Raw genomic sequence first — 12,939 nt, forward strand, 5'->3', positions numbered from 1 at the left:
CGCATGGAACGCATCGACAAGGTTCTCATCGCCAATCGCGGCGAAATCGCTTGCCGCATCGCCCGTACCTGCCGCCGCCTCGGCGTGGAGGTGGCGACGGTCCACTCCTTGCCCGATCAGGGGGCTCGTCACGTCCGTGAAATCGGGGAGTCGGTCGGCCTCGAACGCGGCTATCTCGATGGCGAGGCGGTGATCGCCGCGGCCCGCCGCGTAGGTGCCGATGCGATCCATCCCGGCTACGGTTTCTTGTCGGAGAATCCCGCGTTCGTTCGTGCCGTCGAGGCGGCGGGGCTCGTTTTCGTCGGACCGACGGCCGAGACGATGGAGCAGCTAGGGGGCAAGGCGCAGGCCAAGCATGAAGCGGCGCGCTTGGGCATTCCCGTCGTTCCGGGCAGCGACCGGGGGCTCGACGACGTCGTCGAGGTAGCCAACCTCGTGCGGGGCATGCGGTTGCCGGTGCTCCTGAAAGCCGTCGCTGGCGGCGGCGGGCGCGGCATGGCCCTCATCGAAGGGGTCGAGGGACTGGAAGCGCGCATCGAGAGCGCGATGCGTGAGGCCGAGCAGGCGTTCGGCAGCGGCGAGCTCATCGTCGAGCGCTATTTACCGCGGGTGCGCCACGTCGAGGTGCAGATCGCCGGTGACGGGCAAGGCGAGGCGATCCACCTCTTCGAGCGCGAGTGCACGCTCCAGCGCCGTCACCAGAAGATCGTCGAGGAAGCGCCCAGCGCTGGTTTGCCTGCCGCCTTGCGTGAGCGCTTGTTCGCGGACGCGGTGCGCCTTGCCCGCGCGGTGCGCTACCGCGGTCTGGGGACCGTCGAATTCATCGTCAGCGACGAGGAGTACTTCTTCCTCGAGGTCAATCCGCGACTGCAGGTCGAACATCCCGTGACCGAGGCGATCACCGGGCTTGATCTCGTCGAATGGCAGCTGCGTATCGCCGATGTCGGTTGCTTGCCCCTGGCGCAAGACGACGTGCGCCCTGTGGGGCATGCGCTGGAAGTTCGCCTGTGCGCCGAAGATCCCAGCGCCGGCTTTCTGCCGATGACCGGACGGCTCTCCGTCGTCGATTTTTCCCGTACCGGCGTGCGTGTCGAAACCGGCGTGGAGTCGGGCGACGAGATCAGTCCGCACTATGATTCGATGATCGCCAAACTGATCGTTCAGGCGCCGACGCGCGACGAAGCCGTGCAGCGTATGCAGGTGGCGTTGTCGCAGGTGGTCGTGCTGGGCGTGCCCACCAATCTTGCTTTTTTGCGTGAGCTTTTGCGCTGGCCTGAGACACGCCAGGGGGCGTTCCACACCCGGCTCATCGATGAACGTCTGGAGGAGATTCGCCGCAGAGGTGCGGACGTGCCCTTGCCCCACTTGGCGGGGGCCGCCTTGGAATGGTTGCAGCGCCAGCGCAGCGCCTGTACGGCCTGGGGATGCTGGGGAGGGGATTCCCTCACGGGTTGGCGCCTCGCCCTGGATCGCGAAGCGCCTTCGCCCCAGCCTTCGCTGCGCCTCGGACTGGGTTCGAGTCATTGGGACGTGCGCTTTTCACGGTGGGACGGCCGATCGCCCACCACCCTGGCGATCGGAGAGGAGAGGGTATGCGTCACCTGGAAGCGGCAAGGCGAGGAACGCGCGCTCCTCGAGGCAGAAGGGCTGGCCCTGGCAGCCAGCCTGTCCTCGGATGAGCGTGAGCTATGGCTATCCAGCAAGCAGGGTACCAATGCTTTTCGCACCGAACCCTACCTCGCGGGGGCGCTCACCGCAGCGGCTCAGGATGGGCAGCTGCTTGCGCCGATGCTCGGTAAAGTCGTGGCGGTAAAAGCGGCCGTTGGGGATCGCGTGCAGGCGGGGCAGACCCTCGTGGTTCTGGAATCGATGAAGATGGAACTGCACGTCGATGCGCCCCTCGACGGCGTGCTCACCGAATTGCACTGTCGTCCGGGGGACATGGTCGAGCGTCATCAGCGCCTCGGCGAAGTTCGTCCAGACGCAGAGCGCTAGACCATCAAAAATCATCAAAAGAAAAAGGAGGAGACCGTGTCTACGAAAGCTTTCGATTGGGTGCCAACTCCAGAGTGGATCGAACCCTCCAATTTGATGGCATTCATGCGACGAGTCTCGGCCCCAAGCTTCGATGAGCTCGCCCAGCGGGCCGATGCCGATCCGGCATGGCTGATGGAGGAAGTGTTTCGTTTTTGCGACTTTCGTTTCTATCGCCCTTATGCGCGCCTGCTCGATCTGTCCGAGGGCATCGAATGGGCGAAGTGGTGTGTCGGTGGGACGACCAATATCGTGCTCAACTGTCTCGATCGACACCGCAGCACGCCGACCTGGGAGCGCCCCTTTCTCGTTTGGGAAGGAGAAGCCGGAGAGCCCGTGGTCACGCTCACTTATGGGGCGTTCGATGCCGAGGTCTGCCGCCTCGCCGCCGCGTTGGCCGCGTTGGGCATCGGTCCGGGAGATCGCGTCGCGCTGTATTTGCCCAACATTCCGGAGACTTTCGCTGCGTTTTTTGCCATTCTCAAGCTGGGGGCGATCGTGGTGCCCCTCTTCTCCGGTTTTGGCCCGCAACCCTTGGTGACGCGCTTGAATGACGCCGAAGCCAAGGCAGTGCTCACCGTCGATGGCAGCCGGCGACGGGGTGAGCTGGTGCCGATGAAAACGGTGCTCGACGAGGCGCTCGCTGCGGTGCCCACCGTCAGGCATGTCCTCGTGCTGCGCCGTTTCGGCGGGCAACTTCCCTGCGCCATGCAATCGGGACGCGATCACGATTGGGCGCAGTCACTCGTCGATCGTCCCCGCGAGTATCCCACTGCCGAAATGCCGGCCGAAGCGCCCGCCGTATTGCTCTACACGTCCGGGACCACGGGCAAACCCAAGGGATGCGTGTGGACGCACGTCAGCTTCCTGGGCTCGATGATCACGCGGGACATGCACATTTGCGGCGACTTCAAGGCCGAGGATCGTTATTTCTTTTTGAGTGACATGGGATGGATGGTCGGGGCGATGTGCGCCTGCCTGCCGAGCTACTTCGGTGCGAGCCTGCTGATCGCCGAAGGGGCTCCAGACTATCCCGATCAGGGGCGTTTTTGGCGCCTCGTCCAGAATCATCGCGTCACCTACCTCGGCGTGGCTCCGACGCTGATCCGGGCAATGATGCGCTACGGCGACGAATCAGTCCAATCGTACGACTTCTCTGCCTTGCGCATCTTATCGACGGCCGGGGAACCGTGCACGGAAGCGGCTTGGCGCTGGTTCTTTACTCAGGTCGGTAAAGGTCGCTTACCCATCATCAACATCGTTGGCGGGACGGAAGTGGGTGGTTGTAATTTCATCGGCACGCTCTTGCACCCCTTGCGTCCGGGTTCGTTCGGGGCGCGCGGTCTGGGCGCAGGGGTCGACATCGTCGATGCCCAGGGGCAACCCGTGCCACGAGACCAGGTCGGCGAACTCGTGTTGCGCAATCCCAACATCGGATTCACCAAGGGCTTGTGGCGCGATCCCGAGCGTTATCTCGCCACTTACTGGCGCGTGATCCCTGGGGTGTGGTACCACGGCGACCTCGCCATGCAAGACGAAGCGGGTTTGTACTACATTCTGGGGCGCAGCGACGACACGATCAAGATTGCCGGCAAGCGCACGGGGCCGGCGGAAATCGAAACCTTGCTCACTGCAAGCGGCAAGGTGGCCGAAGCGGCGGTGGTCAGTGTGCCCGACGAGATCAAGGGGGAGGCGCTCGTCTGTCTCTGCGTTCCCATGCCTGGGGTGACGGCCGACGAGGCGCTCGCGGCCGAATTCGAGCAGGCCATCGTCCGGGGCATGGGCGCTTCTTATCGCCCCAAAGCGGTGCTCTTCGTGGAGGACTTGCCCAAGACACGCAACATGAAGATCATCCGGCGCGTCATCAAGGCCTTGCTGCGGGGCGACGATCCAGGGGATCTCTCCTCGCTCGTCAATCCGGAAGCGCTCGATGAAGTGCGGCGCAAGTTGGCGGTGCTCCAAGGAGGAAAAACGTGAGAGAAGATGGGCAGATACTACGCGGCAAGGTGGCGGTGATCGGGGCGGGCATATCCGAGGTGGGCAAGGTACCGGGCAAGAGCCCACTGGCCTTGGCGGCCCAGGCGGCAAGCCGGGCGTTGGACGATGCCGGCATCGCCAAGACGGCGGTCGATGGGGTGCTCGCCAGCACCTCCTTCGCTTCCCCTTTTCATCGTTTCAGCGTCGCGTTCAGCGAATATTTCGGCATCCAGCCGACTTTTTCCAATACCTTGCAGGTTTCCGGCGCCACCGCCGCGACGCTTTTTCACGTCGGGGCGGCGGCCATCCAGGCGGGGCTCGCCCAGACCGTACTGCTCGTGGGGGCCGACAGCCTGCTCACCGGTTTGACGCCCGACCTGGCGCTACGCTCGATGTCCGAGAGCCGAGACCAGCAATACGAAATGCCTTTCGGGATTCCCGTGGCCAACACCTTTGCCATGACTGCGAATCGGCACATGCACGAATACGGCACCACTGCGGAGCAACTCGCGCAGGTGGCCGTGACTTTCCGGGAACATGCGCGACGCACGCCCGGGGCGCAGATGCGCGATCCGATTACGGTCGAGGATGTGCTCGCGTCCCCTTGGGTGACGACGCCTTACCGCAAGCTAGACTGTTCCCTCATCTCCGATGGCGGGGCGGCCTTCGTGCTCACCTCGGCCGAACGGGCCAGGGCGCTCGGAATCGAGCAGCCGATCTATCTGCTCGGCGCGGGCGAGTGCTACACCCACGAGCATATTTTCCTCATGCCTTCGTTGACGACGACCGGAGCGACGCGTTCGAGCGCCCTAGCCTACGCCATGGCCGGCTATGGCCCGCGCGACATGGACGTGGCCGGAATCTACGATTGTTTCACCGGCACCGTGGTGATGATGGTCGAGGATCTCGGTTTTTGTGCCAAAGGGGAAGGGGGGCCGTTCGTCGCCGAGGGCAATCTCACTTACGGGGGAGCGATCCCGAGCAATACCCACGGCGGTTTGCTCTCCTTTGCCCATCCGGGGATGCCAGGGGCTTTGTTCCACTTCCACGAAGTCGTTTCTCAGCTGCGAGGGCGTTGCGGCGAACGTCAGGTGCCGGGAGCCAAGCTCGGGCTCGTGCATACGCTCGGAGCGGGTTTCGCCACCAATGCGACCACGGTGCTGGGGACGGAGGAGACGCTATGAATTCCCTCGAACAGGTGATGCGCAAACCGCTACCGGTTCCCGATGCCGATACGCAGGCTTATTGGGAAGGGCTGAGGCAAGGAAAGCTCCTGCTACAACATTGCCTGGCGTGTGGTCATGTGCAGTTCTATCAACAGGCGATCTGTCGCCATTGCGGCAGCGAACGACTCGAGCACCGGGCGGCGAGCGGTCGTGGTCGAGTCCATTCCTTTAGCGTGGTCCATCGTGCCCCGAGTCCTGCCTTCAAAGGGGATACCCCTTACGCCGTTTTATTGGTCGAGCTCGAGGAAGGGCCAAGAATGATCAGCTCGTTGATCGACGGTGACCCGATGAAGGTTACGTTCGACATGCCAGTCGTCCTCGTGTGCGAACCGGTGAGCGAGGCAATTTCCTTGCCGCGTTTCCGTCCGGCAGAGCGGGAGCAAGTGAAATGAACGAAGAATTGACTTATCACCTCGAAGACGACGCCATCGCGATCATCACGATCAATCGCCCGGAACGGCGTAATGCGCTCAATCAGGCCGTGCGTGAGGGCTTGTTCGCCGCCTTTCGCCGTTTCGAGGCCGATGAACGAGCCAAGGTAGCCATCCTCACCGGTGCCGGTGCGCACTTCTGCGCCGGCATGGACCTCGTCGAGGCGGCGCAGACGCAGTTGCGTATCCCTCCGCCCGATTTCATTCCCATGCTCGGCGACAACATAGAAGTTAGCAAACCGGTCATCGCCGCCGTGCAAGGGTATGCCTACGCGGGCGGATGGCTGCTGGCCCAGATGTGTGACCTTTGCGTGGCCGACGAGACGGCGAAATTTGCCATCACCGAAGCCAAAGTCGGCCGCGGCATGCCTTGGGCCGTGCCCGTGGTGCACATGTTGCCGCAGCGCATCTTCATGGAAGTAGTGCTCACGGGCGAGCCGCTGGATGCTCGGCGTGCCTATGAGTTGGGCTTCGTCAACCGCTTGATGCCGCCCGGTGAGGCGCTTGCCGGGGCCAAGGCGCTCGCGCAGACCATCTTGGCCAACGCGCCGCTGACGCTGCGCGCCGCCAAGGAGATGGTGCGCTTGGCCACGGAGATGGGACGCAGCGCGGCGATGCGCGCGGCGCGCGATCTCTTCGAGCGCGTTTATCTGAGCGAAGATGCCCTCGAGGGGCCGCGCGCTTTTCGCGAGAAGCGCAAACCGCGCTGGCAAGGACGGTGAGTCAAGCCGTCACAGCCTCCTCCAGCGACCGGGGGCCGTGACGAGCGGTGAACGTGCATCGTCAGTAGGAGCGCGGCAGTCCGAGAACGTGCTCGGCGAGGTAATTGAGGATCATCTCGCGGTTGATGGGCGCGGTGCGCAGTAGGCGCACCAGCCCATAGAGATCATAGACGCCATATTCCTTGGTGAAGCCATTGCCGCCGAAACACTGGATGGTGTGATCGACGGCATGGATCGCCGCTTCGGCGGCGGCGTATTTGGCCATGTTCGAGTATTCTCCGGCCGGAAGAACCTCATCGAATACCCAGGCGGCTTTACGCGCCATGAGGGAAGCCAATTCGATCTCGGTGTGGGCGATCGCCAAGGGATGTTGGATCCCTTGGTAGGCCCCGATGGGGGTGTTGTTGAAGACACGCCGTTCGTTGGCGTATTCTACGGCGCGTTTGAGGGCGAAACGTCCGATGCCCGCGCACAAGCCGGCGAGCGTGATGCGTTCTGGATTCAACGTGTCGAAGAGGATGCGAAATCCTGCGTCGACTTCTCCGACGACGTCGTCGCGGCTCAGCGGCACGTCGTCGAAAAAGAGCTGCCATTGGGTCTCCGGCAAGGGGAAAGCGATGGGAATCAAGGTCTTGCTCACCCCTTTTTGTTTCAGGTCGACCATGAAAAGGGTGAAACCGTCGGTTTTCTTCTGAACTTCCTGACGCGGCTTGGTCCGCGTCACCACCAAGGCATAGTCGGCCACGTCGGCGTCCGTGATGAAGACTTTCTGCCCGCTGAGCAGAAAGCCTCCTTTGCCGTCGGGGCGCGCATAAGTGGTGATCTCCATCGTGTTGGAGCCGGCGTTGGGTTCGGTGATGGCAAAGCAATACTTGAGCTCGCCGCGGCAGCCAGGTGGCAGGAAGCGGCGTTTCACTTCTTCGCTGCCATGTTTGGCAAGCAGGCCCATCGTCATTGTCGGGCCGACGACGAGATTGAGCAAGGGAACGCCGTTGTTGGCGAGCCCCTCGATGAGGAGCAACATCTCCATCATTCCTAGGCCGGATCCGCCGTATTCCTCGGGGACCATGAGGCCGAGGAAACCGTCTTCGGCAAGCTGCTGGAACAATTCCTGCGGCAGCTCCGCTTTTTCGGCGTACGTACGCCAGTACGCGTGGTCGAAGCGCTCGGCGATCCGATTACCGTACTCGTAGATCATTCGTTGTTCTTCGGTCAGCGTGAAATCCATCGGGGGTCTCCTCCTCCAGGTGAAAAAGTCGTGCACACATTCTGGTGTTTCTTGTGTGGCGGATGTGTCATCATGTTGATATGATTATAAGACCTTTTCACCTTGCAACCACCTAAGGAGGAGACATCATGAGCGAACGAACGGCAGTCCTCAGCCGCATCGAAGAAAGGGTCGGAATCATCGAACTGGCGCGCCCCGATAAATATAATTGCTTGTCTTCGGCGATGTTCCTGGCGATCGAACAAGCGCTTGAAGCGTTCGAACGATCGGACTCGGGGGTACGTGCGGTCTTGATCCAGGCGCAGGGCAAGCATTTCTGTACCGGAGCCGATCTCGAGGAAGTCGAGCGGGTGCGGGAAGATTCGCTGCAGTTGATGAGTTTCATCCACCGCGGCCACACCGTGCTGCGTCGGCTCGAGGCAAGCCCTTTGCCGGTGGTGGCGGCCTGTCAGGGTTTGGTGCTCGCTGGCGGCAGCGAACTGATGCTCGCCTGTGACGTCGTTTTTGCCTCTCGCGACTGCCGCATCGGCGATCAGCATGCGCAGTTCGGGTTGATTCCCGGCTGGGGAGGTAGCCAGCGCCTGCCGCGACTCATCGGCTTGCGCCGAGCCTTGGATCTCGATTTCAGCGCACGCTGGATCGACGCCGACACGGCCCTAGCGTGGGGTTTGGTCAATTACGTGGTCGACGACGAGCGCTTGCATGAGGAGGCGCGCGCTTACTGCCGCACGCTGACGACGCGCAGCCGCGCGGGGTTGGCGGCCATGAAACAGCTCGCGCGCTCTGGTTTGGAGCGGTCTCTGCGTGAAGGCTTGGCTTTGGAAGAAGAAATGGCAGTGCGGGCGCTCCAAAGTGCCGATGTCGCCGAGGGGCTGGCGGCGTTCAAGGCGCGGCGTCAACCGAAATTTTCCTAGGTGGAAAATGGACGGCCAGGACCTGCAGGCATTGGGTGAGCGGGTGCTGCAGACGATTATGACTTTTGAAAAATCCGCCTGAACCTCACCACAACTGCCACCAAGGCTTGTCCGGGCCTTTCTTGCCGCCCTTGAAGTAGGCCGATTGCGGGAAGTTGTGGCGCATCACCCGTTCGGCGTCGGCGCGCAGATCTTGGAGGCCGAGTTTGTCGTAGGCCTGCATGAGGATCCACAGTGCGTCTTCTTGTGCGGGGGAGTCGGGGAATCGCTCGAGCACCGCCTTGGCCCGGTTGGCGGCGGCGAGATAGGCGCCGCGGCGCAGATAATAGTCGGCCACATGCACTTCGTAGCGCGCCATGGCGTTGGTGAGATAGACCATGCGCTGGCGCGCGTCGTCGGCATACTTGCTGTCGGGGAAGCGCTCGATGAGCTCACGGAACGTCTCGTAGGATTCACGCATCCCTTTGGGGTCGCGCTCCGAGAGATCCTGGTTGGAGATCGTCCCGAGCAAGCCGAGGTCTTCGTTGAAGGTCGCCAACCCCTTGAGGTAATACATATAGTCGACATTGGGATGATTCGGGTGCAGCCGGATGAAACGGTCGGCGGCAGCGATCGCTTCCTCGGGTTCGTTCGCCTTGTAGTGGGCGTAGGCCGTCTCGATCTGCGCCTGCTGGGCGTAGCGCCCGAAGGGATAGCGCGCTTCGAGTTTTTGATAGAGTTCGACGGCCCGTTGATAATTTCCGTCGTTCAGGGCATCCTTGGCTTCGGAATAGAGTTTTTGCGCGTTCCAGCCGCGGGTCTCGTCCGCTTTTTCGGGGATGAGGCTGCAGCCGGTGAGCGTGAGCGAAAGGGCGAGGAAGAGCGCGGTGAGCGAACGCAGGATCATGGCGGATGGCGATCGGGGCATGAGTGACTCGGTGACCGATTATAAGGCGGAATGGGACGACGATGACGTGATCACGGTCGAGGAAACCGTGCGCTTCGTGCCGGCTGCGCTCGCGGGCGAGCGGCTCGATCGTGTCGCCGCGGCGCTGTGGCCGGAGCATTCGCGCTCGCGTCTGCAGGCATGGATCGAGGAAGGTTGGCTGAGTATCGACGGAATCCTCGCCGACTCAGTACGCCGCCGGTTGGCCGGGGGCGAACGTCTGGCGTTGAAGCTGCCGCCGTTCGTGTTCGGGGAGTCGCCGCAGGCGCAAGCGATGCCATTGTCTCTCCTTCATGCCGATGAAGCGATTTTTGTCGTTGACAAGCCCGCGGGCCTGGTGGTTCATCCCGGGGCGGGAAATCTCGAGGGAACCCTGCTCAACGGACTGCTCGCGCTCGATTCCGGCCTGGCGGCGGTGCCGCGCGCCGGCATCGTGCATCGGCTCGACAAGGACACGAGCGGCCTCATGGTGGTGGCGCGTACGCTGGAAGCGCAGACCGCCCTGGTGCGCCAGCTGCAGGCGCGCACCGTACACCGCGAATACTGGGCGGTGGTGGCGGGGCGTCTCGGGCGATCCGGCACGGTGGACGCGCCGATCGGACGGCATCCGCGCGTGCGTACCCGCATGGCGGTCGTGCCGCAGGGAAAGCCCGCGGTGACCCATTATCGCCCGCTGGAAGTTTTCGCCGATGCTACGCTCGTCGAGTGCCGGCTGGAGACCGGGCGCACGCACCAGATCCGCGTGCATCTGGCCCACCTCGGCTTCCCCTTGCTGGGAGACCCCCTCTACGCCCCCCGAGCAGTGGCGGCGCGCTTTTCCCGGCAGGCGCTGCATGCCCGCTGCCTTTCGCTCATGCATCCCACAAGCGGCGAGCCATGCCGTTGGGAATCGCCCCTACCCGAGGACATGACGCGGCTGCTCGCAACCCTGCGGGGAGAAAAGCGATGATTCGCCGGATCCATTGGCCGGAAGCGCCGCGCAACGTGGTGCTGCGGCTCACCGACCGCGAAGGCGGAGTGAGCCGTGAGCCGTATGCAGCGTTCAACCTCGCCACGCACGTGGGCGACGATCCTCTGGCGGTGAGGGAAAACCGCCTGCGCCTCGCCCGCCTCCTGCCTGCCATGCCGCTGTGGCTCGAGCAGGTGCATGGGGCGCGCGTCTTCGATGCCGACTACGAATCATGGGGCGAAACGCCGCCAAGCGCCGATGCGGCAGTCACCACGAAGCCCGGTGTGCCGCTTGCCGTACTGGTGGCCGATTGCCTGCCGGTGGCCTTTGCCGCTTGCGACGGCATGCGGGTGGCGGTGGCGCATGCCGGCTGGCGCGGGCTCGCTGGCGGGGTGCTGGAGGCCGTGGCAAGGTATTTTGCCCGTGGCGGATTCGTGGCCTGGATCGGACCGGGAATCAGCGCGGCGCACTACGAGGTAGGGGAGGAGGTGCGGCGCACTTTTGTCGACCAGACGCCGTCGCTTGCCCGGTTTTTCGTTCCCGGCCGCGACGGGGCGCACTGGCACGCCGATCTGGCCGGTATCGCCCGGGCGAAGCTGCTTGCCGCGGGCGCGGCCGCGGTTCGGCTGAGCGGAAGGTGTACTTTTCGTGACGAGACCCTCTATTCCTACCGTCGCGAACGCGGGCGCACCGGCCGTTTCGCCCTGTGCCTGTGGCGCACCTCTGCATGAATGACGCTTGCTGCGGTGCATTATTGCCGCCTTGCACCTTTCGTGCCACAATGAATTCAAGCGAGGAGAAAATATGACGTCTTCCCCCAATCCCCCTGGTGCCCCGCTTCCTCCGGGCCACCCCCTGCAATGGTGGCAGCAATCTTGGCAGCTCATGGCGCGTGACCCGGACAAGTTGCGGCAGTGGCAGCAGCAGTGGCTCGCCCAGCATGCCCAGCTGTGGGATCGGCTGCTGCACCGCCAGCCGGGCGAAGCCGCCGAGCCGGTGGTGCCCCAGGTGCGCAGCGACAAGCGTTTTTCCTCGCCCGCATGGCAGGAGAGCCCCATTTTCGACTATCTGCGCCAGGCCTACTGGATCAACGCGCAGATGCTCACCCGCTGGGTGGAAGAGAGCGACTTCCCCGACGGCAAGACGAAGGCGCGGGCGCGTTTCCTCGTGCGCCAGATCGTCGATGCGCTGGCACCGTCGAACTTCGCCGCCACCAATCCGGAATTCATCCGCCAGGCACTCGAAACGCAGGGCGAGAGCATTCGCCGCGGCATCGCCAATCTGCTCGAAGACCTGCACAAGGGTCGCATCTCGATGACCGACGATAAGGCCTTCGAAGTCGGGCGCAACCTCGCGGTCACGCCGGGTGTGGTGATCGCCGAAAACCCCCTCATGCAGCTCATCCAATACGCGCCCCTCACGGAGAAAGTGGGCGAGCGCCCGCTCCTCATCGTTCCGCCCAACATCAACAAGTTCTACATCCTCGACCTTCAGCCGGAAAATTCCCTCGTGCGTTTTGCCCTGGAGCAGGGGCACACGGTGTTCATGATTTCGTGGAAGAATCCGGGCATCACCGAGGCGCACTACGGCTGGGACGATTACCTCGAACTGGGGCCGCTGCGGGCGTTACAGATCGTGCGCGAAGTCACCGGCGTGTCCGATCCCAATGCGCTGGGGTTTTGCGTCGGCGGTACGATGCTTTCTTGTGCGCTGGCGGTGGCGCGTGCCCGCGGCGAGACGCCCGTGCGCAGCCTCACGCTCATGACGACCCTGCTCGATTTCGCCGAGAGCGGCGAGCTGGGCTGCCTGGTGGACGAGGCGAGCGTCACTGCGCGCGAAGCGGCGATCGGCAAAGGCGGGTTGATGCTGGGCTCGGAACTGGCCAATACCTTCTCGGCGCTGCGCGCCAACGACCTCGTCTGGAATTACGTGGTCAACAACTATCTCAAGGGTGAGGCGCCCAAACCCTTCGATCTGCTCTACTGGAACAGCGACAGCACCAACCTGCCCGGGCCGTTCGTCACCTACTACCTGCGCAACATGTATCTCGAGAACAATCTGCGCGTGCCCAACAAATTGACGATGCTCGGCCAGCCGGTGAGCCTCACCCGCCTCGACATGCCGGCCTACGTGATGGCGGCGCGCGAGGACCACATCGTGCCCTGGCGCGGCGCCTATCTCTCGCAACACTTGCTTGGCGGTCCGCGCCGATTCGTGCTGGGGGCGAGCGGGCACATCGCCGGTGCCATCAACCCGGCAAGCAAGAATCGCCGCAGCTACTGGATCAACGAAGCCCTGCCCGAGGAGCCCGAAGCGTGGTTGTCCGCGGCGCAGGAACAACCCGGCAGCTGGTGGTGGGACTGGGCGCGCTGGCTGGAGGCCCACAAGGGCAAGCTCGTGCCGGCACGCACCACCTTGGGCAACGATCAGTACCGCCTGATCGAGCCGGCCCCGGGCCGCTACGTGAAAGAGCCCGCGTTGCCGCTCGTGCGCGAACCCGTTGTGTAACTTCGCCGCCTCAGGCGGCGTCATC

At 63.5% G+C, this 12,939-nt stretch carries 11 protein-coding genes; 9 read left to right on the forward strand and 2 right to left on the reverse strand.

Annotated features, from left to right (window positions below):
* Positions 1 to 3 precede the first annotated feature (3 nt).
* From EPD80_RS00965 to EPD80_RS00985, 5 genes are read left to right on the forward strand one after another with little or no spacing between them, the layout of a single operon-like run.
* A complete protein-coding gene (locus EPD80_RS00965; protein ID WP_142808701.1) occupies positions 4 to 1,995 on the forward strand; it encodes an ATP-binding protein in 1,992 nt (663 codons plus the stop codon).
* A gap of 36 nt (positions 1,996 to 2,031) precedes the next feature.
* A complete protein-coding gene (locus EPD80_RS00970; protein ID WP_221928756.1) occupies positions 2,032 to 4,011 on the forward strand; it encodes an AMP-binding protein in 1,980 nt (659 codons plus the stop codon).
* Positions 4,008 to 5,195, forward strand: coding sequence for a thiolase C-terminal domain-containing protein (locus EPD80_RS00975; RefSeq protein ID WP_142808703.1), 1,188 nt, complete (start codon positions 4,008 to 4,010; stop codon positions 5,193 to 5,195). Before EPD80_RS00970 ends, EPD80_RS00975 begins: the two co-directional genes overlap by 4 nt.
* Complete coding sequence (locus EPD80_RS00980) at positions 5,192 to 5,629, forward strand: Zn-ribbon domain-containing OB-fold protein (RefSeq protein WP_142808705.1); 438 nt, start codon at positions 5,192 to 5,194, stop codon at positions 5,627 to 5,629. Before EPD80_RS00975 ends, EPD80_RS00980 begins: the two co-directional genes overlap by 4 nt.
* Positions 5,626 to 6,390, forward strand: a complete 765-nt coding sequence (locus EPD80_RS00985) for an enoyl-CoA hydratase/isomerase family protein (RefSeq protein WP_142808707.1) — start codon at positions 5,626 to 5,628, stop codon at positions 6,388 to 6,390. Before EPD80_RS00980 ends, EPD80_RS00985 begins: the two co-directional genes overlap by 4 nt.
* A 61-nt stretch (positions 6,391 to 6,451) precedes the next feature.
* Here EPD80_RS00985 and EPD80_RS00990 read toward each other — a convergent pair whose 3' ends face one another.
* Positions 6,452 to 7,618, reverse strand: a complete 1,167-nt coding sequence (locus tag EPD80_RS00990; protein WP_142808709.1) for an acyl-CoA dehydrogenase family protein — start codon at positions 7,616 to 7,618, stop codon at positions 6,452 to 6,454.
* Between the two features lie 128 nt (positions 7,619 to 7,746).
* Between EPD80_RS00990 and EPD80_RS00995 the strand changes: the two genes are divergently transcribed.
* Positions 7,747 to 8,532 carry an enoyl-CoA hydratase/isomerase family protein gene (locus EPD80_RS00995; RefSeq protein ID WP_142808711.1) on the forward strand — a complete coding sequence of 262 codons (786 nt, stop codon included), beginning with the start codon at positions 7,747 to 7,749 and terminating at the stop codon, positions 8,530 to 8,532.
* An 85-nt stretch (positions 8,533 to 8,617) separates the two neighbouring features.
* Here EPD80_RS00995 and EPD80_RS01000 read toward each other — a convergent pair whose 3' ends face one another.
* A complete protein-coding gene (locus tag EPD80_RS01000) occupies positions 8,618 to 9,439 on the reverse strand; it encodes an outer membrane protein assembly factor BamD (RefSeq protein ID WP_221928757.1) in 822 nt (273 codons plus the stop codon).
* Between EPD80_RS01000 and EPD80_RS01005 the strand changes: the two genes are divergently transcribed.
* From EPD80_RS01005 to EPD80_RS01015, 3 genes are all read left to right on the forward strand, one after another.
* Positions 9,438 to 10,406: an RluA family pseudouridine synthase gene (locus EPD80_RS01005; RefSeq protein ID WP_142809323.1), complete on the forward strand. Its 969-nt coding sequence runs from the start codon at positions 9,438 to 9,440 to the stop codon at positions 10,404 to 10,406. The genes EPD80_RS01000 and EPD80_RS01005 overlap by 2 nt on opposite strands.
* On the forward strand, positions 10,403 to 11,137 hold the full coding sequence (gene pgeF / locus EPD80_RS01010; RefSeq protein ID WP_142808713.1) for a peptidoglycan editing factor PgeF: 735 nt from the start codon (positions 10,403 to 10,405) through the stop codon (positions 11,135 to 11,137). The genes EPD80_RS01005 and pgeF overlap by 4 nt, the downstream gene beginning before the upstream one ends.
* 73 nt (positions 11,138 to 11,210) lie before the next feature.
* A complete protein-coding gene (locus tag EPD80_RS01015) occupies positions 11,211 to 12,914 on the forward strand; it encodes a PHA/PHB synthase family protein (protein ID WP_142808715.1) in 1,704 nt (567 codons plus the stop codon).
* The last annotated feature ends 25 nt before the right edge of the window (positions 12,915 to 12,939 follow it).

It is taken from the genome of Tepidiphilus olei (assembly GCF_006980705.1).
Lineage (GTDB): Bacteria > Pseudomonadota > Gammaproteobacteria > Burkholderiales > Rhodocyclaceae > Tepidiphilus > Tepidiphilus olei.

Excerpts from the sequence above, each read along its gene's own strand:
- EPD80_RS00965 (WP_142808701.1), top strand. The coding sequence starts at position 4 with ATGGAACGCATCGACAAGGTTCTCATCGCCAATCGCGGCGAAATCGCT.
- EPD80_RS00980 (WP_142808705.1), top strand. The coding sequence starts at position 5,192 with ATGAATTCCCTCGAACAGGTGATGCGCAAACCGCTACCGGTTCCCGAT.
- EPD80_RS00985 (WP_142808707.1), top strand. The coding sequence starts at position 5,626 with ATGAACGAAGAATTGACTTATCACCTCGAAGACGACGCCATCGCGATC.
- EPD80_RS00990 (WP_142808709.1), bottom strand. The coding sequence starts at position 7,618 with ATGGATTTCACGCTGACCGAAGAACAACGAATGATCTACGAGTACGGT.
- EPD80_RS00995 (WP_142808711.1), top strand. The coding sequence starts at position 7,747 with ATGAGCGAACGAACGGCAGTCCTCAGCCGCATCGAAGAAAGGGTCGGA.
- EPD80_RS01005 (WP_142809323.1), top strand. The coding sequence starts at position 9,438 with ATGAGTGACTCGGTGACCGATTATAAGGCGGAATGGGACGACGATGAC.
- EPD80_RS01000 (WP_221928757.1), bottom strand. The coding sequence starts at position 9,439 with ATGCCCCGATCGCCATCCGCCATGATCCTGCGTTCGCTCACCGCGCTC.
- pgeF (WP_142808713.1), top strand. The coding sequence starts at position 10,403 with ATGATTCGCCGGATCCATTGGCCGGAAGCGCCGCGCAACGTGGTGCTG.
- EPD80_RS01015 (WP_142808715.1), top strand. The coding sequence starts at position 11,211 with ATGACGTCTTCCCCCAATCCCCCTGGTGCCCCGCTTCCTCCGGGCCAC.